21 protein-coding genes and 1 pseudogene are annotated in these 23,586 nt (G+C 62.0%); 9 read left to right on the top strand and 13 right to left on the bottom strand.

All coding sequences use genetic code 11. From position 1 onward, the window contains the following. The first annotated feature begins 21 nt into the window (after positions 1-21). From PCOSP_RS16225 to PCOSP_RS16200, 6 genes are read left to right on the top strand one after another with little or no spacing between them, the layout of a single operon-like run. The gene (locus PCOSP_RS16225) at positions 22-1,392 is read left to right on the top strand and encodes a DHA2 family efflux MFS transporter permease subunit (protein WP_175385066.1); all 1,371 of its coding nucleotides are present in this window, start codon (positions 22-24) and stop codon (positions 1,390-1,392) included. 16 nt (positions 1,393-1,408) lie between these two features. Then, positions 1,409-3,265: an IucA/IucC family protein gene (locus tag PCOSP_RS16220; protein ID WP_464709010.1), complete on the top strand. Its 1,857-nt coding sequence runs from the start codon at positions 1,409-1,411 to the stop codon at positions 3,263-3,265. Then, complete coding sequence (locus tag PCOSP_RS16215; RefSeq protein WP_464709009.1) at positions 3,259-4,041, top strand: HpcH/HpaI aldolase family protein; 783 nt, start codon at positions 3,259-3,261, stop codon at positions 4,039-4,041. Before PCOSP_RS16220 ends, PCOSP_RS16215 begins: the two co-directional genes overlap by 7 nt. Then, the gene (locus PCOSP_RS16210) at positions 4,038-5,921 is read left to right on the top strand and encodes an IucA/IucC family protein (RefSeq protein ID WP_464709007.1); all 1,884 of its coding nucleotides are present in this window, start codon (positions 4,038-4,040) and stop codon (positions 5,919-5,921) included. The genes PCOSP_RS16215 and PCOSP_RS16210 overlap by 4 nt, the downstream gene beginning before the upstream one ends. A gap of 4 nt (positions 5,922-5,925) precedes the next feature. Then, complete coding sequence (locus PCOSP_RS16205; protein WP_265067898.1) at positions 5,926-6,747, top strand: IucA/IucC family C-terminal-domain containing protein; 822 nt, start codon at positions 5,926-5,928, stop codon at positions 6,745-6,747. Then, positions 6,740-7,351, top strand: coding sequence for an RraA family protein (locus tag PCOSP_RS16200; protein ID WP_464709005.1), 612 nt, complete (start codon positions 6,740-6,742; stop codon positions 7,349-7,351). The genes PCOSP_RS16205 and PCOSP_RS16200 overlap by 8 nt, the downstream gene beginning before the upstream one ends. A gap of 9 nt (positions 7,352-7,360) precedes the next feature. Here PCOSP_RS16200 and PCOSP_RS16195 read toward each other — a convergent pair whose 3' ends face one another. Next, the gene (locus PCOSP_RS16195) at positions 7,361-7,762 is read right to left on the bottom strand and encodes a hypothetical protein (RefSeq protein WP_024777662.1); all 402 of its coding nucleotides are present in this window, start codon (positions 7,760-7,762) and stop codon (positions 7,361-7,363) included. A gap of 249 nt (positions 7,763-8,011) precedes the next feature. Between PCOSP_RS16195 and PCOSP_RS16190 the strand changes: the two genes are divergently transcribed. Next, positions 8,012-9,073 (top strand): zinc-binding metallopeptidase family protein, encoded by a 1,062-nt coding sequence (locus PCOSP_RS16190; RefSeq protein ID WP_175362716.1) that lies wholly within the window; start codon positions 8,012-8,014, stop codon positions 9,071-9,073. Positions 9,074-9,346: 273 nt separating this feature from the next. On the opposite strand, the gene PCOSP_RS16185 is transcribed toward PCOSP_RS16190, so the two are convergent. From PCOSP_RS16185 to PCOSP_RS16170, 4 genes are all read right to left on the bottom strand, one after another. Beyond that, positions 9,347-10,183 carry an IS3 family transposase gene (locus PCOSP_RS16185; RefSeq protein WP_254705043.1) on the bottom strand — a complete coding sequence of 279 codons (837 nt, stop codon included), beginning with the start codon at positions 10,181-10,183 and terminating at the stop codon, positions 9,347-9,349. Continuing rightward, on the bottom strand, positions 10,180-10,482 hold the full coding sequence (locus PCOSP_RS16180; RefSeq protein WP_047230570.1) for an IS3 family transposase: 303 nt from the start codon (positions 10,480-10,482) through the stop codon (positions 10,180-10,182). Before PCOSP_RS16180 ends, PCOSP_RS16185 begins: the two co-directional genes overlap by 4 nt. Before the next feature lie 519 nt (positions 10,483-11,001). Further along, on the bottom strand, positions 11,002-11,481 hold the full coding sequence (locus tag PCOSP_RS16175; RefSeq protein WP_175362715.1) for a nuclear transport factor 2 family protein: 480 nt from the start codon (positions 11,479-11,481) through the stop codon (positions 11,002-11,004). A 57-nt stretch (positions 11,482-11,538) separates the two neighbouring features. Continuing rightward, positions 11,539-12,108, bottom strand: a complete 570-nt coding sequence (locus PCOSP_RS16170) for a TetR/AcrR family transcriptional regulator (protein WP_139643663.1) — start codon at positions 12,106-12,108, stop codon at positions 11,539-11,541. Positions 12,109-12,301: 193 nt separating this feature from the next. On the opposite strand from PCOSP_RS16170, the gene pssA reads away from it, so the two are divergent. Together pssA and PCOSP_RS16160 are read left to right on the top strand one after the other, a co-directional pair. Further along, the gene (gene pssA, locus PCOSP_RS16165) at positions 12,302-13,645 is read left to right on the top strand and encodes a CDP-diacylglycerol--serine O-phosphatidyltransferase (protein WP_464709004.1); all 1,344 of its coding nucleotides are present in this window, start codon (positions 12,302-12,304) and stop codon (positions 13,643-13,645) included. Between the two features lie 11 nt (positions 13,646-13,656). Beyond that, on the top strand, positions 13,657-14,673 hold the full coding sequence (locus tag PCOSP_RS16160; protein ID WP_139643090.1) for an AraC family transcriptional regulator: 1,017 nt from the start codon (positions 13,657-13,659) through the stop codon (positions 14,671-14,673). A 25-nt stretch (positions 14,674-14,698) separates the two neighbouring features. Here the strand turns inward: PCOSP_RS16160 and PCOSP_RS16155 are convergent, their stop codons facing one another. From PCOSP_RS16155 to arnB, 8 genes and pseudogenes are all read right to left on the bottom strand, one after another. After that, positions 14,699-16,078: a UDP-glucose dehydrogenase family protein gene (locus PCOSP_RS16155; protein ID WP_139643086.1), complete on the bottom strand. Its 1,380-nt coding sequence runs from the start codon at positions 16,076-16,078 to the stop codon at positions 14,699-14,701. Then, complete coding sequence (arnF, locus tag PCOSP_RS16150; protein ID WP_464709002.1) at positions 16,075-16,476, bottom strand: 4-amino-4-deoxy-L-arabinose-phosphoundecaprenol flippase subunit ArnF; 402 nt, start codon at positions 16,474-16,476, stop codon at positions 16,075-16,077. Before arnF ends, PCOSP_RS16155 begins: the two co-directional genes overlap by 4 nt. Next, the gene (gene arnE / locus PCOSP_RS16145; protein WP_432779147.1) at positions 16,473-16,817 is read right to left on the bottom strand and encodes a 4-amino-4-deoxy-L-arabinose-phosphoundecaprenol flippase subunit ArnE; all 345 of its coding nucleotides are present in this window, start codon (positions 16,815-16,817) and stop codon (positions 16,473-16,475) included. The genes arnF and arnE overlap by 4 nt, the downstream gene beginning before the upstream one ends. Before the next feature lie 7 nt (positions 16,818-16,824). Next, positions 16,825-18,462: pseudogene (gene arnT, locus PCOSP_RS16140) on the bottom strand (lipid IV(A) 4-amino-4-deoxy-L-arabinosyltransferase); the annotation flags it as partial. Then, positions 18,459-19,343, bottom strand: a complete 885-nt coding sequence (gene arnD, locus PCOSP_RS16135; protein ID WP_139643076.1) for a 4-deoxy-4-formamido-L-arabinose-phosphoundecaprenol deformylase — start codon at positions 19,341-19,343, stop codon at positions 18,459-18,461. The pseudogene arnT and the gene arnD, both read right to left, overlap by 4 nt. Then, positions 19,343-21,334, bottom strand: coding sequence for a bifunctional UDP-4-amino-4-deoxy-L-arabinose formyltransferase/UDP-glucuronic acid oxidase ArnA (gene arnA, locus PCOSP_RS16130; protein ID WP_175385001.1), 1,992 nt, complete (start codon positions 21,332-21,334; stop codon positions 19,343-19,345). Before arnA ends, arnD begins: the two co-directional genes overlap by 1 nt. Further along, positions 21,331-22,350 carry an undecaprenyl-phosphate 4-deoxy-4-formamido-L-arabinose transferase gene (gene arnC, locus PCOSP_RS16125; protein WP_139643069.1) on the bottom strand — a complete coding sequence of 340 codons (1,020 nt, stop codon included), beginning with the start codon at positions 22,348-22,350 and terminating at the stop codon, positions 21,331-21,333. The genes arnA and arnC overlap by 4 nt, the downstream gene beginning before the upstream one ends. After that, entirely contained in the window at positions 22,347-23,495 is a 1,149-nt protein-coding gene (gene arnB / locus PCOSP_RS16120; protein WP_175385002.1) for a UDP-4-amino-4-deoxy-L-arabinose aminotransferase, read from the bottom strand. The genes arnC and arnB overlap by 4 nt, the downstream gene beginning before the upstream one ends. Positions 23,496-23,586: the final 91 nt, after the last annotated feature.

Genomic DNA, 23,586 nt, shown 5'->3' with positions numbered 1-23,586 from the left:
CACTGGGTGGTGATCAACGTCATGCTGGGCACCCTCACGGTCAGCCTCAACAACAGCTCGCTCAACCCGGCGTTACCGGCGTTCATGGCGGCGTTCGCCATCGGACCACTGATGGCGACCTGGATCGTCGCGGGTTTCATGACCGCCATGGGCATGACCATGCCGCTGACCAGCTTCCTGAGCCATCGCCTCGGCCGCAAGCGCTTGTACTTGTGGGGCGTGGCGCTGTTCATCGGCGGTTCGCTGATGGGCGCGGTGGCTGACTCGATAGTGCTGGTGATTGCGGCGCGGGTGGTCCAGGGGATCGCCAGCGGGCTGATGATCCCGTTGTCCCTGGCAATCATTTTCTCGGTGTATGCCAAGGACGAGCGGGGGCGGGTCACGGGGCTGTGGAGTGCCGTGGTGATGCTCGCCCCGGCGGTGGGGCCATTGTGCGGCAGCCTGCTGCTGGAGTGGTTCAGCTGGCGCTCGCTGTTCCTGATGAACGTGCCCATCGGGCTGGTGGCGCTGATCCTGGGATTGGGCGTGTTGCCGGCTTCCGAACCGCCGGAGCGCAAGCCGTTCGATTTCGCCGGGTATCTGCTGATCGCCTCGGGCATTGGCTTGCTGATGGTCGCCACCAGTCGCCTGCACCACGCCGACGGCCTGCTGGATCCGCTCAACCTGGCAATGCTGACGGCCGGCGCGTTGTGCCTGATCGCCTTCGTGCGCGTCGAGCTGAGCCGTTCGGAGCCGCTGCTCAACCTGCGGATCTTCAACCTGCGCGGCTACCGCCTGAGCGTGATCATCGCCGTGGTGCAATCGGTGGGCATGTTCGAGTGCCTGGTGCTGGTGCCGCTCCTGGTGCAGATGGTGCTGGGCTACAGCGCGATCTGGACCGGGTTGGCCCTGCTGTGCACCGCCGGATTCGCCAGCCTGTTCGGCCAGATGGGCGGCAAGCTGCTCGACCGGCATGGGCCACGGGCCGTGGTGTCGGTGGGCATGTTGCTGACCGGCGCCTCGACCCTGGCCCTGGGCATGCTCGGCCCGCAGGCCACCCTCGCCACGGTGTTCGTCTTGATGATGGCGCGCGGTGCCGGGCTGGGGCTTTCCTACATGCCGGTGACCACCGCCGGGCTCAACGCCTTGCCGGAGCCGATGGTCACCCAGGGCGCGGCGATGAACAACATCTCCCGGCGCCTCGTGTCGTCGCTGGCCATCGTGATCGCCTCGCTCTGGCTGGAAATGCGCCTGGGCGCCGAAGCGGGTTCTGCGCTGCGAACCTCGGGTGCTGTCAGCGAAGTGTTTATCGCCACCGGCGTGCTGATCCTGTTGGCCTTGCCCTGCGCCTGGCGCTTCCCCATGCCGGAACGGACGGCCCCGGCGCCATCCGCGGCCCTCGAACAACGTTAATCGATAAGGAATTCCCATGACGATTTTTGAACAAGCCCCGCAGTCCACCGCCCCAGGCGCCTGGCTGGCGGGCACCGATGCCGATGTCCGGGTAAAAGTCCAACAGCGGGTGGTCGGTCAACTGCTGCAAACCCTGCTGTACGAAGACGTGCTGGCGTATCAGTGCCAGGCGCTTGCGAACGGCCGGTATCGTTTCATCGTGCAGGGCACCGATGCCGCGCAACAACCGGTGCAATACCACTGCAACGGCCTGCGTAGCAGCAGTTTCGAGCTGATCCGCCTGGATCACGCCAGCCTTGAGCGCGTCGATGCCGCAGGCCAATCCCAGGCGCCCGACCTGCACCAGGCCCTGGCGGAACTGCTCGGCGAATTCGAAGGCAGCGCCCACCTGCCACGTTTTATCCAGGAACTGGAACAGACCCAGCTCAAGGATCTGCAATCCCGCAGCCAAGGCTACCGTGCACCACGTGCGCCCCATCGGCTGGATGTGGATGCGCTGGAACAGCACTTCATGGACGCCCACAGCTACCACCCGTGCTACAAATCGCGGATCGGTTTCTCCCTGCACGACAACACCCGCTACGGGCCGGAGTTCGCCAGCCCCATCGCCATCGTCTGGCTGGCCGTGGCCAAGTCCTGCGGGGCGATGAACCATTCCGGCAAGATGGATTTCGACGCGTTCATCCGCCAGGAAGCAGGGGAGACGCGCCTGCAACAGCTGGCCACGATCCTCGAAGGCCGCGGTCAGTCGCCGGACGCTTACTGGGTGCTTCCCGTCCACCCATGGCAGTGGGAAAACACCATTGTCCCGAGGTTTTACCCCGAGCTGCTCAGCGGCGAATTGATCTACCTGGGCACCTCGCAGGAGCAGTACAAGGCCCAGCAATCGATCCGCACCCTGGCCAACGCCAGCGCACCCGAGCGCCCCTATGTGAAGCTGGCGATGAGCATGACCAACACCTCCAGCACACGCATTCTGGCGCGGCATACCGTGATGAACGGCCCGATCATCACCGACTGGCTGCAGCAGCTGATCGCCACCGACAGCACCGCCCGTGCCCTGGATTTCGTCATCCTCGGTGAGGTGGCCGGCGTCAGCTTCAATTACGACCACCTGCCGGCCACCCGCGCGCCTCAAGCCTATGGCACCCTCGGCGCGATCTGGCGTGAAAGCATTCATGCCTATCTCAAACCCGATGAGCAAGCGGTGCCGTTCAACGGGCTGAGCCACGTGGAAAACCGCTACGGCCAGGGCGAGCAACTGCCGTTCATCGATGCCTGGATTGCCCAGTACGGTTTGCAGGCCTGGACCCGGCGGCTGCTGGAAGTCACGGTGCCGCCGATCATTCACATGCTCTACGCCGAAGGCATCGGCATGGAGTCCCACGGCCAGAACATCGTGCTGATCACCCGGGACGGTTGGCCGCAACGCATCGCCCTCAAGGACTTCCACGATGGGGTGCGTTACTCCCCGGCGCACCTGGCGCGGCCGCAGCTGTGCCCGACCCTGGTGCCATTGCCCGCCAGCCATGCAAAGCTGAACCGCAACTCGTTCATCCTCACCGATGACGTGAATGCGGTGCGGGATTTCTCCTGCGACTGTTTCTTCTTCATTTGCCTGGCGGAGATGGCGATTTTCCTGCGCCAGCACTATCAGCTGGATGAAACCCGCTTCTGGCAGATGACCGCCGACGTCATCACGGCTTACCAGGCTGCGCACCCGCAACACCGCGAGCGCTTCGGACTGTTCGACGTGTTCGCACCGTCCTATGAAGTGGAAGAGCTGACCAAGCGTCGCCTGCTGGGGGACGGGGAGCGGCGCTTCAAGTCGGTGCCCAATCCACTGCACGCCTTCAGGCCGCAGACATGCTGAGAACCAATCAACTGAAACTCAAGCTCGGTGCGGGACAGGCCGCCTATGGCCTGATCAGTTCGATTCCGTCGGCCATGGCAATCGAGTTGATCGCCGAGGCGGGCTACGACTTCGTGATCATCGACATGGAACATGTGCTGATCAACCCGGAAACCGTGGAGCACATGATCCGCATGGCCGAAGCCTACGCCGTCACACCCTTGGTGCGGGTGGCGGACCTGAATCCGAAAACCCTGCTACGTCTGCTCGATGGCGGCGCCCAGGGCGTCGTGTTGCCGATGATTGAAAGCCCGGCACAACTGGCCGATGCGATTGCCGCATGCAAGTACCAGCCGTTGGGGCGGCGCAGCCTGAATGCCGGGCGCCCCGGTTCGTTTGGCAAACACAGCCTGGCCGAGTACGTGGGACTGGCCAACGCGCAAATCATGGTGGTGGCGATGATTGAAAGCGCCGAAGGCGTGCGGCGTGCGGCGGACATCGCGGCGGTGCCCGGCCTGGACATGATCCTCGAAGGCGCGGCGGACCTGTCCCAGTCTCTTGGCACGCCCTGGCAGATCAACACGCCGGCGGTACAACAGGCGCTGCTGGACACCTGGCAGGCGGCCCGCGATGCCGGCATTCCCTATTGCGCCATTCCCCGCCAACCCGACGACCACGCCCGCTGGCGTACCCGAGGGGTGAACACCTTTGTACTGGGCGACGAGCGCGGCATTGCGTTTCGCGCCCTCCAGGGCCGCTTGGCCACACTTTCTTCAGAAGGACATGAATCAAGATGACTCGCCTGACCTCACAAGCCCTGGCCCAAGCCGCCGATATCGTCATGCAGGATCTGGTGGATTGCTTGCTGGCCGAACATTTCTTCGGCAGCGAGCCGTTGCCCCTGGTACGCATCAGCGACTGGCAGCAGGCCCACCCGACAGCGCCGACGCTCGCCGGGCTGACCCCGCAGCAGCGTATCTGGGATTGGTGCTACGACCCGACCGAACAGCGCTTCATCAGCGTTGCCCTGCGTGCGGGCATCACCCAGCAGTGGGAAAAAGTGCCGGGCACAGCGGTGCTGGCCCGGCAGGAGGAACAATGGACCGTGCTCTCCCCGGAAGACTTCATGAAGCGCGCGTTCGGCTCGATGGCCGAGCGCTTCAAGGACAACGATAAAGGGCTGGCGCTGTTTCTCGATGTGCTGCGCACCAGCGTCAAACAGACGGCGTTGTCCCTGTCCCATACGGTGGATGACCGTGAGTTGATGGCCCAGGATCCGGCGACGTTTTTCCGCACCATGGAACAATGGGCTTCGCTGCGCGATCGTCCCTATCACCCATTGGCCAAAGCCAAGCAAGGGCTCGACGACGAGGAATACCTGCGCTACCAGGCCGAATTCGCCCGCCCGGTGGCCTTGAACTGGGTGGCGGTGGACCGCACGCTTCTGCAATGCGGTGGAGGCGTGGGGGACCTGGCGCAGTGTTATCCGGCACGTTATCTGTTGCCTGAGCCTATGCAGGCCCGACTCGCCGGAGAAATGCAGGCAAGGGGCCTGGCCGACAGCCACATTGCGCTGCCGGTCCACCCATGGCAGTGGGAACATGTGCTCGACAAACAGTTGGGTGAGGTATTCGCCAAGGGTGACTGCCAGCGCTTGAGCTTCAACGAGGGCGATTTCTTCGCCACCTCGTCGCTGCGCTCCATGACTTCGTGCTTCGACAGCGCCGACTACCTCAAGCTGCCGATGGCCATTCACTCCTTGGGCGCGTCGCGCTATCTGCCGGCGGTGAAGATGATCAATGGCGGCCTGAGCGAAGCCTTGCTCCACGAGGTCCTGGACAAAGACGCGACCCTGCGTCAGTCGCTGCACCTGTGCGATGAGGGCAAGTGGTGGGCGTTCATGCCACCCGAGGCCACGTTGTTCGACGAGGCGCCGAGGCACCTGTCGGCCATGGTCCGAGGTTACCCGAGCGCGTTGCTCAACGATGCCGACACCCGCCTGCTGCCTATGGCCGCCCTGGGCACGCCGCTGCCGGGCAGCAACCGCCACTTCTTCGACGACTGGATGCGGTATCGCAACCTGCCGGCGGACGCCGAGTCGGTCATGACCCTGTTCCGCGAACTGGCCCGCAGCTTCTTCGACATCAACTTGCGCATGTTTCGCCTCGGCATGCTGGGGGAAGTCCACGGCCAGAACGCGGTGCTGGTGTGGAAGGACGGCCATGCCGAAGGCCTGCTGCTGCGCGACCACGATTCGCTGCGGATCTTCGTGCCGTGGCTGGAGCGCAACGGCATGGCGGACCCGGTGTACCGCATCAAGAAAGGCCACGCCAACACGCTGTACCACGAGCGTCCTGAAGACCTGCTGTTCTGGCTGCAGACCCTGGGCATCCAGGTCAACATGCGCGCAATCATGGACACCCTGGCGCAGGTCTACTCAATGCCGGTGAATGGTTTGTGGCAGGCCTTGCGGGACGTGTTGGACGAGTTGATCGAGACCATCGACTTCGACGCCGAGGCCCGGGCGATGCTCAAGGCGCAGTTGTTCGACTCGCCAAACTGGCCGCAGAAACTGTTGCTCACGCCCATGATCGAGCGGGCCGGTGGGCCGGGCAGCATGCCGTTCGGCAAGGGCGAGGTGGTCAACCCGTTCCGCCGGCTGTCGCTGGAGGCCTGAGGGCATGGCGGTCACTCGTGGGCTCGGGATCGAACCGGCATTCACCGATGCGGCCCGCCGGTTTACGGCTGGCGAGTGGGCGGTGCTCAGCGGCCCCTTGCGGTTGAAACCGGCAGGGGAACGCGATTCGTCGCGTTCCCTGGCGGCCCATGAACTGTTGAATGGCGGTGTGTGCCTGCGGCTGTTGGACGAGCTGACGCCGGTCCTTGGCTCACCGTCCCGGGCAATCACCGCCTCGCTGTTGAGCAAGCGAATGTCGTTCCTCACCACCAACACCTGCCTGTATGCGCTGTCGGCATGCGACAAGGGGCTGCTGATGTCCTTGGACAACAGCGTCATCGAATACGGTCACGACGAGGGACGCTGGACCTCGTCGATGCCATTGCTGGACCTGGAGCCCTGGACCTATGCCGCCGGCGAGCGGCAGGCCTGGCGTGAAGCGGTGGTCGGCAGCCTGTTCGCCGGGCTGCTCAAGCCATTGTGGGATCGGTTCGCCCAGGTCAGCGGCATCTCCCGACGCATCCTCTGGGAAAACACGGCGGTGCGGGTCTATTCGCTGTATGAAAAACGCATGGACAGCCTGCGGGACGCGTCCACGCGCCGGCGCATCGACGCCGACTTCGACTGGCTGCTGAACCAGGCCGATCCTGGGCTGTTCGGCCTGGATTACAACCCGTTGCAGCATTTTCGTCGCGCCCCCATGCCCCTTGCCGATGGAGGCTGTCGGCGATTGCGGCGCACGTGCTGTTTCTATTACCAAGCGAGCAACCCGGTCGAATACTGTTCGGCCTGCCCGTTGCTGCGCAAGAGAACAAGACATGAATGATTCAATCGCGCCAGCGCAGGTCACTGACTCGCTGTTGGCACAGTACCGGGGTATCGCTTCGTCCACCCTGGGGCACTTCACCGACAGCGGTTACCTGCGGGGTATTCGCCCGCTGTTCGATAACTTGCGCATGCTCGGCAGGGTGGTCACGGTCAGGCTCTTCACACCCGACGGCAGTGTCTTGCGCGAAGCCTTGCTGTTGAGCGAGCCGGGGGATGTGCTGGTGGTGGAATGCGTGGGTGACCCCGATTGCGCTTGCTGGGGAGAATTGCGCACCCTGGCCGGACTGATCAAAGGCCTGGCCGGCGTCGTGGTGTGCGGCGCGGTGACCGATGTGGCCGCCCTGCGGGCCCATCGCCTGCCGGTGTTCAGTCGCAGTGTCAGCGCTTTCACGACCCGTAGCCTTGGGCTCGGCGGCGAAGTCAATCAGCCGATCCGGGTGTCGGGTGTCACTGTGCATCCGGGGGACATTGCCATCGGCGATGATGACGGCGTGTTCATCCTCGGGGTGCGACAGGCCACCGATCTGCTGCCCAAGCTGCTGGCGAAAGAGCAGGCGGATCGGCAGAAAAGAACCGAGTTCCTGCACCGGATCCGGCGCTGAGGCTGAGCCTCAGGCGTCGCGGAACAAATCGTGGGCGTCCAGCAGGCGCCAGGCGATTTCCGGGCGCTTTTCCAGCCCGCGGCGAATGGCGGCCGGGATCGATTGGCGAATCTTGCGGCAGAGACCGGGTTGTTCCTGGAACTCGATGGCGATACCGCGCATGGTCCGGACTTCGTTGTAGCCCGGCTCGATGGTCAGGCGGATGCCCAGGTTTTCGTAAAGCCGCTGTTGCAACCGTTCGAGCTCGGCCAGGTCCTGGATGTTTTCCAGCCGCTCGAGCAAGCGCTTTTCTTCCTGGCGATTCAGGCAAAGGATGCGCAGATCGCTGCCCGCCGTTTCCAGCAAGGCATCGCGCCCGCAATCGCAGACGCCAGGCGGGCAGGGGGGGCGGATCGGAATCGACGCGGTCATGGGCTCCACAAGTCTGCGCTACGACAAAGCCGCCCTTTGGTCATCGGCGGCCCAGGCAATGTGATGCCTGGCGATACTGGGGTCAACCCTGCCATATGCCCGCCGGTCTGTCACCTGGCCTGGCCCGCTCGTCTGTTTATCCGCCGATTCGATCAAATTTTTCCAGAGCCAGCCCCCTCAAGAGAGACAAGTACGTTTCGGTCCGCTCCCACAGCGACGACTCTGGCAAGCATAAGGAGAACCTGATCGATGCAAGTGAACCTGTCGACATTACCAATGCTGGAAGCGCTGCTGATGGCCCGCGGACCGGGCGGGCAAGAAGACGAAGTCCGGCAAATCTGCCTGCGGGAACTGGAGCCCCATTGCGACAAGACCTGGGTCGACCCGGCCGGAAACGTCATCGGATTGATCGAGGGTACCGCCAGCGGTAGCGGCCGCCAAACGCCGGTCAGGGTCATGGCGCATCTGGACGAAATCGCCATGCTGGTCAAACGCGTCGAACCCGATGGAACACTGCGGGTGGTGGCCTTGGGAGGTGCCAACCCGATCAACTTCGGCGTGTGCCCGGTGGACATCCTGGGCGATCGGGATTTCATCCCGGGTGTGTTGTCGTTCGGCTCCATGCACAGCACGGCCGAAACCCATCAGGGGGCGGATGTCCTGTCCGGGAATGTGCACTGGGAAGATGTCCACGTGATCACCCGTTGCTCCCGGGAACAATTGCACCGCCACGGTGTGCGCCCCGGCACGCGGGTGGTGCTGAGCCAGCACTGGCGCCGGCCGTTTCGGGTGGGCGATGCCATTGCCGCGCATTTTCTCGACGACCGTGCGCCGATGGTCGCGACCCTGCAGGCCGCCGCGCTGTTGGCCGAACGCCGGTCAGAGCTGGTCGGTGAGGTGTATTTCGTGTTCACCACCCAGGAAGAAGAGTCCAACGCCGGAGCGCTATACGCCGCCGCCCACTTACCGGGCGAGGTGACCGTAGCAGTTGAGGTCGGGCCGGTGGTTCAGGAGTACGGAACCCGGCTGAGCGTCAACCCGATCATCAACACGGGGGACGAAAAAGGCTGCTACAGCCGTTGGATTGTCGACCAGCTGTACCGTGCCGGCGAACGCTGCGGCCTGGCGCCGCAATTTGCATTGCTTGTGGACTTTGCCAGTGATGCCAGCGCCGTCATGGGCAGCGGCGTGTCGGCCATGGGAGGTTGTATCGCGATACCCACGGAAAACACCCATGGGTATGAGCTGATCCTGGAAGGCAGCATTGAAGCCTGCGCGGGGACGTTGCTGGAGTTCCTGCTCAATCGATGAGGCCCTGCGGCCAGTGACCCCTATTGTTGGAGCAGGCTTGCTCGCGAAAGCGGTAGATCAGTGATGATCCTGTCGACTGACACACCGCCTTCGCGAGCAAGCCCGCTCCCACATGGGACCAAGGTGCCTGCAAGTTTCGAGTCTCACCGAGCTTCCCTGTGGGAGCGAGCCTGCTCGCGATGACGGCGGCACCTTCAACACTGGAGCAAACAGACCCACCGCTATCGCGAGCAGGCTGAACTGGTCAAGTAATTCTGGACACCAGTTAAGGTTTCACGCCGCCAGTTTCTCCATAGCTACCGGCGACCGGTAATCGTTGTAGCTATGGAGCCTGACGTTGTTGTATCGCATCACATAGCGTTGCACATCCACGCGGGCTTCATGCTCCGAACTGTAGCCCGCTTCGGGCACCCACTCTGACTTCAGGCTGCCAAAGAAACGCTCCATCGGGGCATTGTCCCAGCACTCACCTTTGCGACTCATGCTTTGCAGAAGCCCTTGTTTGCGCACCTCATTCCTGAATTTGTGGCTGGTGTATTGGCAACCTTGATCAGAATGAAACAACACCTCTTTTGGGCGCCCTCGCAATTGAACCGCCATCCGCAACGCTTCGCAGGTCAGAGCGGCGTCGGAAATCATTGAAAATGACCATCCCACGATCCGACGAGCAAATAGATCCAAAACCGCTGCGAAATACATCCAGCGTCTGCCGACCTTGATGTACGTGACATCGCCGCACCACACTTGGTTGATCGCAGTGACATCAAACTTGCGTTTGAGCACATGCGGCGCCACCAGCGCTTCCACGCCGCAAGACTTGTACTTGTGCCGACGCCGCTGATGACTGGCAACACCGGCTTCGCGCATCAAACTGCGAGCCATATGGCGCCCAACGCGATGCCCCTTGGCTTGCAGCTCCTTGGAAAGAGTACGAGACCCTGCGGACGCTCTGGATTCCTTGTGATGTTCGATCAGCACGGCTTTCAGTTTCTCCCGCTCAGGCTTCACCTTGCCTTGGCGCTGACGCCAGGCGTAAAAGCTGCTGCGGTTGACTCCAAACGCCCGGCAGCAATTGTTAACGCCGTACTGCTCGTCCAGCTCGTTGATCAACGAGAATGATCTTTGGAGTCCAAAAGCAGGAGAGCACTGGCCTTTTTTAGGATTTCAATGTCCAGGTCTTTTTGCCTGAGCAGCGCTTTGAGCTGCTGGATCTCTCGCTGATCGGCGGTAATCGCCTTGGCCCCTTCCGGGGTCGACCCCAAGCGCTCTTTGCGAACCTGGTCGACCCAACGGCGCAAGGCAGTAGGGCCAATATCCAGACTGGCACAGACCTCAGGAACTGACTGGCCTTCGTCCAGCACCATGCTGGCAGCCTTGAGCTTGAACTCACTGGAATAAGATTTACGCATAGCCAAACACCTCAGATTTGGGCGCCATCATAGCGCCCGATTGAAGTGTCCAAAATCATTAGGCCAGTTCAGGCTCGCTCCCACAATTGGCCCACGGTGCAGCAGGATTTGAGTCCCACCGCAGGTTCTCTGTGGGAGCGAGCCTGCTCGCGATGACGGCGGCACCTTCAACACCGGAGCAAGCAGACCCACCGCTATCGCGAGCAGGCTCGCTCCCACAATTGGCCCACGGTGCAGCAGGATTTGAGTCCCACCGCAGGTTCTCTGTGGGAGCGAGCCTGCTCGCGATGACGGCGGCACCTTCAACACTGGAGCGGGCAGACCCACCGCTATCGCGAGCAGGCTCGCTCCCACAATTGGCCCACGGTGCAGCAGGATTTGAGTCCCACCGCAGGTTCTCTGTGGGAGCGAGCCTGCTCGCGATGACGGCGGCACCTTCAACACCGGAGCAAGCAGACCCACCGCTATCGCGAGCAGGCTCGCTCCCACATTGAGCTCAGGTATTGGCAGGTGTTGTGTCTACAACCCCAGTTCGGACAACCCGGGGTGATCATCCGGTCGGCGGCCCAGGGGCCAGTGGTATTTGCGTTCGCTTTCCTGGATCGGCAGGTCGTTGATGCAGGCGTAGCGGTTGCACATCAGGCCTTGTTCATCGAACTCCCAGTTCTCATTCCCATAGGAGCGGAACCAGTTGCCCGAATCGTCGTGCCATTCGTAGGCATAACGCACGGCGATGCGGTTGTCGGTGAATGCCCAGAGTTCCTTGATCAGCCGATAATCCAGTTCCTTGGCCCATTTTCGGGTCAGGAAGGCTTTCGCTTCTTCACGGTTATGGACGAATTCGGCGCGGTTGCGCCATTGGGTGTCCAGGGTGTAGGCCAGGGACACTCGCTGTGGGTCACGAGAGTTCCAGCCGTCCTCGGCCAGGCGAACTTTCTCGATGGCCGATTCACGGGTGAAGGGCGGCAACGGCGGACGAGCTTCAGCAGGGGAAGACATGGCAATTCTCCAGCGAGTGATGAATCAAGTTTCATGACCTTCGATGAGGCAGGATTTCTACTTCTTTTCAACCAACAACACTCTCAACATGTCCTGGGCGTGATCGGCGGCACTGTGATCGCCCATGACCAGTGCGACAGTAATGGCCCCATCGATCAGAATCAGCAGTTGTCGGGCCAGGGCTTCGGGATTTTCGGCGCCTTGTTCAACGCACAACCGGGTGACGTAATCGAGCAACTTCTGCTTGTGCAACTTCGCCAATTGGCGAACCGGGTCCTGTGGGTCTCCGGTTTCACCGCTGGTATTGATGAACGCGCAGCCTCTGAAGCCGTCGCTGTCAAACCAGCCCTTGAGCACGGTGAACAGGTTGTACAACCGTGCAGCCGGGGTAGGGGCCTTGTCGACCTCGGTGCTGAACCAGTGCATCCAGCGCTCGTCCCTTCGCGCGAGGGCGGCCAGGATCAGCTCGTCCTTGTTGGCGAAATAGCGGTAGATGCTTTTCCTGGAGACGCCGGCGGTTTTCACCAGAAGATCCATGCCAGTGGCGGCAATGCCACTTTTATAGATCAACTTTTCGGCGACATCGAGGATGATGTCTCGTGTGTCGTTACTGATGATTTCGTTCATGGCGAATACAGTGGAACGATCGTTCTTCTTGGTCAAATGTTTTTTCCTGTGGTTGCCCTTTTTGAAGCATGGCTTGCTGGCGATGGGGCTCCGCCATCGTGATCGCGAGCAAGCTGTGCTCCCTCAGAGTCCCAAACCCATCCGCCATGGTGTAAGCTCAGCGGCTCTTCGGAATCGACCTTTTGCGAGCCCTATGCCGTCGCTTTTCAAACGCTCCCTGCTGCCCAAGCTGCGCAGCTTTGCACTGACCGCCGATGCCGTGACCATCCTCGATGGCGCAGCCGAGTTCCGCCGTTGCCTGCTGGAGAAAATCGCCCAGGCCACCCAGCGCATCTACATCGTCGCCCTGTATCTGCAACAGGACGAAGCCGGCCAGGAAATCCTCGATGCCTTGCATGCCGCCAAAGCGGCGCGTCCGGAACTGGACGTGGTCGTGGTGGTGGACTGGTTGCGGGCCCAACGCGGGTTGATCGGCGCCAAGAAGCAGCCGGGCAACTCGGCGTGGTACCAGGAGCAGACGCGCATCCATGCCAGCGAAGTGCCGATCTACGGTGTGCCGGTGCAGACCCGTGAACTGTTCGGGGTGCTGCATTTGAAAGGTTTCGTGATCGACGATTGCGTGCTCTACAGCGGCGCGAGCCTGAACAACGTCTACCTGCAAAAGTTCGACAAGTACCGCTACGACCGCTATCACCTGCTGCAGAACACGGCGCTGGCCGATTCGATGCATCACCTGGTGCAGCACGGCCTGATCACCTCCAAGGCGGTGCATCGCCTGGACCTGCCGAACCTGCCCAGCACCCGCAGTTTGCGCAAGGACATTGGCGACCTGCGCAGTCGACTCAAGTACGCGGCCTATGACACCACGGCCGGTAGCCTCGACAAGAGTGGTCTGTCGGTAAGCCCGTTGCTGGGCGTTGGCAAGAACAATCCGTTGAGTCGGGTCATCGGCGAACTGATCGCCAGCAGCCGCCAGCAACTGACCATTTGTACGCCTTACTTCAACCTGCCCCTGGCGGTGACCCGGGAGCTCAACCGCGCCCTGGCCCGTGGGGTCAAGATCGATATCATCGTTGGCGACAAGACCGCCAACGACTTCTTCATCCCGCCGAGCGAGCCGTTCAAGATCATCGCCGCGCTGCCTTACCTGTATGAAATCAGCCTGCGTCGCTTCGCCAAGCGGCATCAGCGCTACATCGACAGCGGTCAGTTGAACCTGCACCTGTGGCGTGACGGCGACAACAGCTATCACCTCAAGGGCATGTGGGTCGACGAGCGCTACACGCTGCTGACCGGTAACAACCTGAATCCGCGGGCCTTTCGCCTGGACCTGGAAAACGCCTTGTTGCTGGACGACCCCAAGGGGGAGTTGCTGGAACCGCGTCAGGCCGAGCTCGAGCAGATCTACCGGCATACCCGCAGAATCGAACGCTACCTGGACCTGGAAGCGTTGCCGGACTACCCGGCGGCGGTGGCCAAGTTCCTGAAACGGGTCAGCCGGGTGCGGATCGAGCGGCTGCTTTACCGGATCCTGTGAACACCGGCGCCATGGCCGAAAAAGACACCATCTCCATCCAGCTGGTGCGTGAGGCGCTGCTGCAAAGCTGCGCCCCAGGCCCTGCCACCGATGAAGTGCTGAGCAAGGTCGGCATTGCTCCCGCGTGGCTCGAAAACCCTCAGGCGCGGGTGCCGGCCGCTGCCTATGCGCGGCTCTGGCGTTTGCTCGCAAGGCGCCTGGACGATGAGTTCTTCGGCATGGACCCGCGCAAGCTCAAGTCCGGCAGCCTGGCGTTCTTGTGCCAGTGCGCCATGGCGCAGCCAACCCTGGCGGCCGGCCTGACGGCGGGGCTGGGGTTCCTGTCGCTGATGCTTGAACAGTTGCCGGCCCAGTGGGTGCGTCAGCAGAGCCTGGCGGAAATCGTCTTGCTGGAAGACGATCAGGAGCCACGTCGGGCCTTTACCTACTTCACCTATTGGATGATCGTCCATGGCGTGGCCTGCTGGCTGGCTGGACGGCGCATTCCCATTCTGTCCGTCGAGCTGCGCTGCCCGGCGCCGGACTTCTGCGACGACTACCGGGTGATGTTTTCCCAGAACCTGCGCTTCGACCGCCCCCGTACCCGGATGATCTTCGCCGCCGAGTACCTGGACCTGCCTATCCGCCGCAGTGTCGAAGAACTCAAGCGTTTCCTGGCCCGGGCACCGGCCAATATCCTGGTCAAATACCGCGACCCGCAGAGCCTTGCCAGCCGGATCCGGCACGACCTGCGCCAGTTGCCGGCCGAGCAATGGCCGGAAACCGAAGCCCTGGCCCAGCAGTTGTGCGTGTCGGCGTCGACCCTGCGCCGGCGCCTGGCGGAAGAAGGGCAGACCTATCAGGGACTCAAGGACAGCGTGCGCAAGGAGCTGGCGATCACCTGGCTCGCCGAACCCTCCATCAGTTTCGTCGACATTGCTTCGCGCCTGGGCTTCGCCGATGCCAGTTCGTTCTACAAGGCGTTCCGCAAGTGGTCCGGGTCCAATCCGGGGCATTATCGCAGCTTGATTCTCAACGACCCCCGCTGATTCATCGGGCCCCGGCTTTCAGCTTTCAGCGCGCGATACGGGGCTCCCACTTTGTTTGATGCGAGATCGGCAACTTGCACGAATCGCCACGGCCTATCGGAAAGTACTGGAACCCCCGCTGCGCCAGGCGCTCTGCGTCGTACAGATTGCGGCCATCGAAGATCACCGGGGCCTTGAGCCGTTTCTGGATCAGGTCGAAATCCGGTGCCTTGAACTGTTGCCACTCGGTGCAGATGATCAGCGCATCGGCACCGCTGAGGGTCGCTTCCGGTGTGCCCATCAGGCTGAGATTGAGATGATCCTGGTACAACGACTGGGTCTGGCGCATGGCCTCCGGGTCAAATGCCCGTACATGAGCGCCGGCTTCCCACAGTGCCTCCATGAGTACCCGGCTGGGCGCGTCCCGCATGTCATCGGTGTTGGGCTTGAAAGCCAGGCCCCACACCGCGAACGTCCGGCCTTGCAGGTCACCTTCGTAGAACGCATTGATTCGCTCGAACAGTTTTTGCTTCTGTCGCTGGTTGATCGCTTCCACCGCCTGCAACAGGTCATTGGAGCACTGGGCCTGCTGGGCGCTGTGGATCAATGCGCGCATGTCCTTGGGAAAGCAGGAGCCGCCATAGCCGCAGCCGGGGTAGATGAAGTCATAGCCGATGCGCGAGTCGGCACCGATGCCCAGGCGTACCGATTCGACGTCGGCGCCCAGGTGCTCGGCCAGCTCGGCGATCTGGTTGATGAAGCTGATCTTGGTGGCAAGCATGCAGTTGGCCGCGTACTTGGTCAGCTCGGCGCTGCGCAGGTCCATGAACATGATGCGTTCATGGTTGCGATTGAACGGCCCATAGAGTTCACGCATCACGTCACGGACATCATCCCGCTCGCACCCGATGACGATCCGGTCAGGACGCCTGCAATCGGCGACGGCCGAGCCTTCCTTGAGAAACTCCGGGTTGGAGACGACATCGAAATCCAGTATCCGGCTGTGGCGTCGCAGGGCCTCGTTCATCCGATCACGCAGGGCATCCCCCGTGCCCACGGGGACCGTGGATTTTTCAACGACGATGACGGGCTCGCTACGGTGCCGGGCGATGGCTTCACCCACTGCGAAGACACTGCTCAGGTCTGCCGAACCGTCCGGGTGCGAAGGCGTGCCTACGGCAATGAACAGGACCTTGCCATGCTCCACGGCCGGCTGTTCCTCGCAGGTAAAACGCAGCCTTCCGTTGTCCAGGTTGTCCTTTACCAACGCGGCCAGGCCAGGTTCAAAGATGCTGACGTGTCCCTGATTGAGGGCGGACACCTTTTCGCAGTCGATGTCCATGCAGACGACATCATGACCGACCTCTGCCAGGACGGCTGCCTGGACCAGACCGACATAGCCGCTACCGAATACACTGATTTTCATACGACCTTCCTGGGTGCGGATGCTTGAGCGGGGCGAGAGTTGATGGTGAGGACGCCGAGGATGACCAGGGTCACTCCGAGGCTTTTCGAGAGGCTGAAGCCTTCATTGAAGAGCGGCAGCGCGGCGGCAAGCAGGTACACCAGCGCATAGCTGATGCTCAGCAGCGAATAGGCGCGGCCCAACGGCAGGTCTCGCAGCGCAACCAGCCAACAGAGCATCGACAAGGCGTAGGCAAAAATGGCGCCCACGACCACGGCCAGCGCCGTTGGATCGAGGCTGCCGGTGAGCCACTGTCCGGGCAGCGGAAGACGACTCATGCTCCAGCGCAAAGCCAATTGCGCGATGCTGACCAGCAACACGCTGCCCAGTGCAAAGATGACACCGCGACGAAGATTCATGCGTGCTGCCCCAGCAACATCACGCCGACGATCACCAGGGCGACGCCCAGCCAATGACGACGGTCGACGGGCTCATGGAATACAAATCGGGCCACAAGGGTGATCAATACGAAATTCAGGCTCAACATCGGGTAGGCGATGCCCACTTCGAGGCGCTGCAATACCAGCAACCACACCAGCAGCCCGGCCCCCAGCGCCGCAAGCGCCAGCCACAGCCACGGCGAGCACAGTTTCTCGCCCCAGCCCGATGATCGGCCACGCCAGCTCTCGACGGCGTACTTCTGGGCAATCTGTCCCAGGCACGTCAGCACGCAGGCCACCAATAACAGCAACAGGCTCATGACGCGTCCTGGGGAAAATCAGGATGAGCAGGTTGCCCCGTTCATAACGTTTCCCATCCTTGGGCAACCGTTCGATTTCCTGAAGTTCTTCCTCTCCCTTGACCCGCATGACCACGCCGACCGAACCGCTTCGACGGGCGTCACGCATCCATTGCTCGATCTGTGGCGGGTCGACCCGTTGGTGTAGGCCGTCAGGGTAGGCAAGGCCATATTTCAGCTCGCCAATGGTGTTGTACAACGCCACTTCCTTACGCTTCAGGCGCCAGGCGAGGGCGGACGCGGCGCCAAGATCGTTGCTCAGCAACTTGTCGGCATGGCTGAGGGCATCGAGATGTTCGAGGATGAACTGATCGGGCATCTTGTTGGTGACCACGGACGCGGGCATCGCGGCCGGTAGCAACCCGATCAGCAGCAGGCTGCCGAAGGCCGGGGCAGCCCAGCAGCGCAACGGTTGAAGGACTTGTAACAGGTTGGTCACGATCCAGCCGCTCAGGCCGAGGGAGAGCAATGCCAGGTGTTGCGGTTCGTGGTCGTACAGCGGTTTTTTCAGTTGCAGGTAGACCAGGGCAACTAGCATCAGCAGGCCCAGCGCCAGGTTGAGCCAGCCGTTGATGGCAAGGGCGCGGCCCTGCTTGTGTTCCAGCCGGTCCGCCAGGGCATGGCCCAGGAGCAGCGCCAACGGCAACAGGCACGGCAGGATGTAGCTCGGCAACTTGCCTTTGCTGAGGCTGAAAAACAGCAGCGGCATCAACAGCCACAACAACAGGAACGCGATATTCGCCTGGCGCCGTGCCTGCCACGCTTGCCGCAACGCAGCGGGCAACAGGGCCACCCATGGCAGGCTGAACGCCACCAGCAGCGGCAGATAGAACCACCAGGGGGCGTCATGCTGGGCATCGTCCCCGGCAAAGCGCCGGATATGCTCGTGCCAGAAGAAGAACCGCCAGTAATCCGGTTCCTCGATGTGCACCGCCAAGGCCCAGGGCAGGCTGACAACAATGGCCACGGCAATCGCCAGCGGCCCGAAGACCTGCAATTCACGCCAGCGTCTTTGCCAGGCCATCCAGGGCAGGGCGATCAGCACCGGCAACAACCAGGCGAGAAAACCCTTGGTCAAGAAACCCATGCCGCATGCCAGCCCCAGCATCGTCCAGCCGATCAGGCGTTGGCTGCGGGCACCGCTGTCCAGGGCAAACCACAACGCCGCCAGGCTCAGGTTGACCCAGAAGGTGAACTGCGGATCGAGGTTGGCATAGCCCGCGGCGCCAGCGACCACGGTCAGGCTCATGTACAACAGCGCGCAGACGAAACTCTTGCGAGGGTCGTTCCAGAGACGGCGGGCAAGCAGGTAGCACAGCATCACGCTGAGCCCGATGCTGATGGCCGAGGCAATGCGCACACCGAACAGATTCTCACCGAACAGTGCCTGGCCGACGGCGATCATCCAATAGCCGGCCGCTGGTTTTTCGAAGTAGCGCAGGCTCATGAACTGGGGTGAGACCCAGTCGCCGCTCAGCAGCATGCCCTGGCTGATCTGGGCGTAGCGGGTTTCGTCGGGAATCCACAGCCCATGACTGCCCAGCGGCAGCAGGTATGCCAACAGGCAGGTCGCCAGCAGCAGGGGTAGTGCCCAAGGCTTGCTCATGCGCCTTGCACTCCCAGCCAGCCTTCACGACCTTCGAGCGTGCCGCGCTTCACACGACCGGCAGGCAAGCCGTCAACGGCGGTGGGCAGCAGATCGCCCAGGGGCTGAAAGCGGATGCTTCGTTGGCGCGCCTGCGCCAGCAATTGACGGAAATGGTTGGCCATCAGTATCCCTTCGACTTCGGCATGGATCGTGTAGACGTTGAGTTTTCCGGCGGCAAAGCGCTCAAGGATGAAAGCGTTGTAGTCCTTGGCCATGACGCTTGGGCCGACCACCTCGTCGAAGGTCGGCAGATCAACGGGGATCTGCGGCGTGCCCAGGCTTCCACCGGCCAGCGCGGGCCGGAACAGGCTCTGCCCCCGACAGTCGCTGTTGTAGCGAAAGCCAAACGCCTGCTTGGCCTCGATCACACGCTCATCCGCGCGCCAACCGGCCGCCGCCGAGCACGTAACGGGCTCACCGAGGATATCGCTGAGGCTGTCTACCCCTCGGCGAATCTGCTCGATCAGCCGCGCTTGTTCCCATCGTCCGGCGTTGGCCTGCCAGCCATGGTGGTCCCAGGCGTGCAAGCCGACTTCATGGCCAGCCGCCCGGGCCTGACGCATCAGGTGCCCGAGGTCGCGGCCGATAGGCTTGCCGGGCCAGGCGGTGCCGGCCAGGAGGATGTCCCAGCCGTAGAGTCCCGCGGCGTTGGAGCGCAGCATTTTCCAAAGGAACTGCGGCCGCAGCAGGCGCCACAGATGACGGCCCATGTTGTCCGGCCCGACGCTGAAGAAAAACGTCGCCTTGACCTGTGCTTCCTGGAGAATCTCCAGTAACTGCGGCACGCCATCGCGCGTGCCTCGGTAGGTGTCGACATCGATTCGAAGACCCGCCTGCATCAACGCTTGTCCGCGATTTCGAGCATGGCTTCGCGCAGGAAGAAGTCCAGCGTGTTGCCGATGGTTTCACTCATCTGCACGGTTGGCGTCCAGTCCAGCAGGCGCTTGGCATTGGCGATGCTTGGTTTGCGGTGTGAGACGTCCTGGTAACCGGTGCCGTAGAAGGCCTTGCTTTCGACATCGCGGAACCCGGCGAAAGGCGGAAAGTTGTCGCGCAACGGGTGCGCCTCGAACTGTCGCAGCAGCTCCTCGCCCAATTGGCGAATGCTGGCTTCGTTGTCCGGGTTGCCGATGTTGATGATCTGCCCGTTGCAGGCGTCATTCTCGTTGTCGATGATCCGCGCCAGTGCTTCGACACCGTCGGCGATGTCGGTGAAGCAACGCTTCTGCTCACCGCCATCGAACAGGCGGATCGGCGTACCTTCCACCAGATTGAGGATCAGTTGGGTAATCGCCCGGGAACTGCCGATGCGTGCCGAATCCAATCGATCCAGGCGCGGGCCCATCCAGTTGAAGGGGCGGAACAAGGTGAATTTCAGGCCTTTCTGGCCGTAGGCCCAGATCACCCGGTCGAGCAGTTGCTTGGAAATCGAGTAGATCCAGCGCTGCTTATTGATCGGGCCGACAACGAGGTTGGAGGTATCTTCGTCGAAGTTGTTGTCCTGGCACATGCCATAGACTTCGGACGTCGAGGGGAAGATCACCCGCTTGTTGTACTTGACGCAGTAGCGAACCAGTTTCAGGTTCTCTTCAAAATCCAGCTCGAACACCCGCAGCGGATTGCGGGTGTACTCGATGGGTGTGGCGATGGCTACAAGCGGCAGGATGACGTCGCATTTCTTGATGTGGTATTCGATCCATTCGGAATGGATGCTGATGTCGCCTTCGACAAAATGGAAACGCGGATGACTGCGCAGGCGTTCGATGGCATCGGAGCCGATGTCCAGGCCATAGACGTCGTATTTGTCGTCGCGCAGCAGTCGTTCCGACAGGTGATTGCCGATGAAGCCGTTGACGCCCAGGATCAACACCCGTGTGCGTCGTGGCCCCCGGCGAGACTCCGTGCCGCGTAGCACCGAGCCGTCAACCAGTCCCAGTTCGTTGGCCAGTTGTGGCCCGCCAAGGTACAGGCCGTTTTCGTTGCGTTGGCCCGAGGTGATCACCAGGGAATCAACGCCACACGCAATGCGCAGTGGATCGACGCTGATGACGCGCCCCGGATCCTGGCCTTCGTTGCCCTCGACGACTTCCGCGCTCCAGACGATCAGCTTGTGTTCACCGACGGCACAAAACGCTCCGGGATAGGGTTGGGTCACGGCCCGGACCAGATTGAACAGTTCCTCGGCCGGGCGTTGCCAGACCAGCTTGCCGTCAGCTGCCGTGCGCCGACCGAACACCGTGGCCCTGGATTCGTCCTGCTCCCTTTCGCTGGCTTCACCGGCAAGCAGGCTGGGCAGCGTGTCGCGCAGCAGGTCGCTGGCCGCCTGGCGTAATTTGCCGTGCAAGCTCAACGCGGTGTCGCTGCGCTCGATGGCAACTTTTTGCTGGGCCAGGATCGCACCGGCATCCGCGCGTTTGACCATGCGGTGCAAGGTCACGCCGGTTTCGGTTTCACCGTTGACCAGTACCCAGTTGGCCGGCGCCCGCCCGCGATAACGTGGCAACAGGGAACCGTGCAGGTTGAACGCGCCTTTAGGGGCAATGGCGAGCAGCGGTTCGCTCAACAAATGACGGTAGTAGAACGAGAACAGGTAATCGGGATCCAGCTTGCCGATGCGCTCGATCCACAGCGGATGATTGACGTCTTCGGGAGCATGAACCGGGATGCTCTTGCGTGCACACAATTGGGCGACGGAGCCGTAGAAGGTGTTCTCCTTGGGGTCATCGGCGTGGGTAAACACCGCGACAATGTCGAAGCCGGAATTGAGCAGGGTTTCGATGCCGACACAGCCAATATCGTGATAGGCGAAAACTACGGCTTTTTTGCTCATGAGAGAACCTGATCTGAAGAAGTGGAGGTTAGGCCGTCAACGGTGATAACGGGGGCCGGCGTGGCGGGTTGTCCACGCAGGACCTTTTCGACGAAGAACCGCGGGCGCGCACGCACGTCGCTGTACATCCGCCCCAGGTATTCGCCCAGCAAACCCATGCCAATGAATTGCCCACCGGTGAACACGAACAGCACGGCGAACAGCACGAACGTCCCGCCACCGGCCCAGCCAGCGCCGAAGACCAGCCGCAGCACGATCAAGGCCATGGCGAACAGCACCCCCAGGCCGGCCATGGCGAAACCAACGATGCTCAGCAGCCGCAGAGGTGTGGTGGTCATGCAGGTGATCAGGTCGAACATCAGGTTGACCAGGCGCATGGCGCTGTACTTCGATTCCCCGTGCTCGCGCTCGGCGTGGCTCACCAGGATCTCCGTGGTGTGCCGGGCAAAGCTGTTGGCGAGGATCGGGATGAAGGTGCTGCGTTCGCGGCACGCGAGCATGGCGTCGACGATGGACCGCCGATAGGCGCGCAGCATGCAGCCGTAGTCGCTCATGGCAACGCCGGTGGAGCGTTGCACCGCCAGGTTGATCAGCTTCGACGGCCAGCGCCGCAAGGCCGAGTCCTGGCGGTTATTGCGTACCGTGGCGACCACGTCATAGCCCAGTTCGGCCTGGGCCACCAGGCGCGGAATCTCTTCGGGCGGGTTTTGCAGGTCAGCGTCGAGGGTGATGATGACGTCGCCCTGGCAGTGTTCGAAACCGGCCATAATCGCGGCGTGCTGACCATAATTTCGGTTCAGGATCACCGCGACGATCGGGCTGCCCCGCAGCGTCGCGGCTTCTTCCAGTATCTGCGCCGACTCGTCCCGACTGCCATCGTCGACCAGCACGATTTCGTATTTGTGGTGCAGTTGCCGGCACGCCGCTTCGGTACGTCGAAGCAACTCGGGCAGGCTCTCTTCTTCGTTGTAGACCGGTATGACAATCGACACGCAATTGATCGGGTAAGGTTTCACAGGTGTGCGTCCAAGACGTTTTCAATGGTGTCGACGACGCGATTCACGTCATCGCCGGTCATGTCGGGAAACAGCGGAATCGAGCACAGGCGTGCCGAGTTCCATTCGGTATTGGGTAGATGGACGTCGGGGAAGCGCTGGCGGTAGTAGGTGTGCAGGTGCGTTCCGATGAAATGGATGCCCGTGCCGATGTTCTGCGCCTGCAGGGCTTTCATGAACGCTTCGCGGTCCAGGCCGCAGCGCTCGGCATCGATGCGCAGGACGAACAGGTGCCAGGCGTGCTGCTGCGCATACGCCGGAATCGCCAATGGCTGCACCTTTGAACCTTCCAGTCGTTGCAGGTACGCCTTGGCCAAGTCGGTGCGCTTGGCGTTGATGTCGTCCAGGCGCTCCAATTGCACGAGAGCGATGGCGGCGTTGATGTCGGCCAGGTTGTATTTGAAGCCTGGTTCCATCACTTGCGCTTGAGGCTTGCGACCATGGGTGAGGCGGTCGTAGGCGTCGACGCCGAGGCCGTGGAACTTGAGCATGCGCACCCGGGCGGCGAGTGCTTCATCGTCCGTGACGAACATGGCGCCTTCGGCACAGGTCATGTTCTTGATCGCATGGAATGAGAAAATGGCCGTGCCCTTGGCGCCGACGTGACGCCCTTTGTAAAGGGTGCCAGCCGCGTGCGCGGCGTCTTCGATAACGGCGATGCCGTGTTTTTCCGCCAACCCATGGAGAGGGTCGAGGTCGAACGCGGCGCCGGCATAGTGCACCGGGATGATCGCCCGGGTACGCGAGGTAATGGCCGCTTCGATGCTCGACAGATCACTCATGAGCGTGTCGCGGTCCACGTCGACGAACACCGGTGTGGCGCCTAGCAGGCAGATCATGTTGGCCGTCGACACCCAGGTCTGGGACGGCGTAATGACTTCATCGCCCGGGCCAATGCCTAATGCAAGTAACGCGATATGCATACCGCCGGTGGCCGAAGAAAGTGCAACGGCGTGCCGGCAGCCGACATAGGCGGCGAACTGCTCTTCAAGTTGCTGGTTTTTCGGGCCCGTGGTGATCCAGCCGGAGCGCAGTACCTCATTTACAGCGGCAATCTCTTCATCGCCAATGCTGGGGCGAGAGAAGGGAAGAAACGATTGACTCATGGGTACCCCAAGGATCTGAAGAGTAAGTAAGCGTTGAAAACGAGAGATTGGATCCAACGACAGCGTAGACGCTAAAAATAGGGCCGTATCA

This window comes from Pseudomonas sp. MAFF 730105, assembly GCF_055380705.1.
The sequence above is the reverse complement of the archived record's forward strand: the minus strand, read 5'-3'. Positions and strand labels throughout refer to the sequence as shown.